This window comes from Pandoraea bronchicola (assembly GCF_902459805.1).
In the GTDB taxonomy this organism is placed as follows: Bacteria; Pseudomonadota; Gammaproteobacteria; order Burkholderiales; family Burkholderiaceae; genus Pandoraea; species Pandoraea bronchicola.
The window spans coordinates 1-764 of record NZ_CABPST010000031.1; the positions used below are offsets into that span (position 1 = coordinate 1).

Annotated in this window: 1 protein-coding gene; it reads right to left on the bottom strand. The window is 65.4% G+C overall.

Features of this window, described 5'->3' with window-relative positions; genetic code table 11:
* On the bottom strand, positions 1–764 hold a 764-nt coding region (locus PBR20603_RS24010; RefSeq protein WP_150561957.1), incomplete at both ends, for a branched-chain amino acid ABC transporter permease.

Sequence of the window (764 nt, forward strand, 5' to 3'; positions counted from 1 at the left end):
GCCGGCTTGGCGCGATGGCCCAGCGGTTCGGCCTGCGCCGGTGCCTTGGCAACGCGCCGCGCCGGGAAGATCTTGGCGAAGAACGGCCACACACCGTCGCGCGCATATTGCAGCAGCAGCACGAGCAGGACGCCGAAGACGATGGTCTCGAAGTTGCCGTTGGCGCCCAGCAGCACCGGCAGAATGTTCTGCAGGTAGTCCTTGAGCACCGTCAGGATGGCGGCGCCCAACACCGCACCCCACACATGCGACACACCACCGACCACGGCCATGAAGAGGTACTCGATGCCGTGGTTCAGGTTGAACGGCGTCGGGTTCACGGCGCGCTGCAAGTGCGCGTACAGCCAGCCCGAGATCGCCGCGAGAACCGCCGCGTACACGAACACCACCACCTTCATCCACGCGGTGTTCACGCCCATTGCCTCGGCCATGACGCCGCCGCCCTTGAGTGCGCGAATGGCACGGCCCGAGCGGGAATCGAGCAGGTTCTTGATCGACACCACCGCGAGCACCACCACGAACCAGATCAGGTAGAACATCTGACGCCCGCTCGCCAGCTCGATGCCGAGCAGGTTGATGGTCGGGATGTCGTTCAGACCGTCGTACTTGCCCAGGAACTCGAGGTTGCCGAACAGGTAGTACAAGGCCAGGCCCCAGGCAATCGTGCCCAGCGGCAGGAAGTGGCCGGACAGACGCATGGTGATCGCACCGATGACGAGGGCGGCGGCGGCCGTGATCGCCACACCGACGATCAGGCCCAGCCA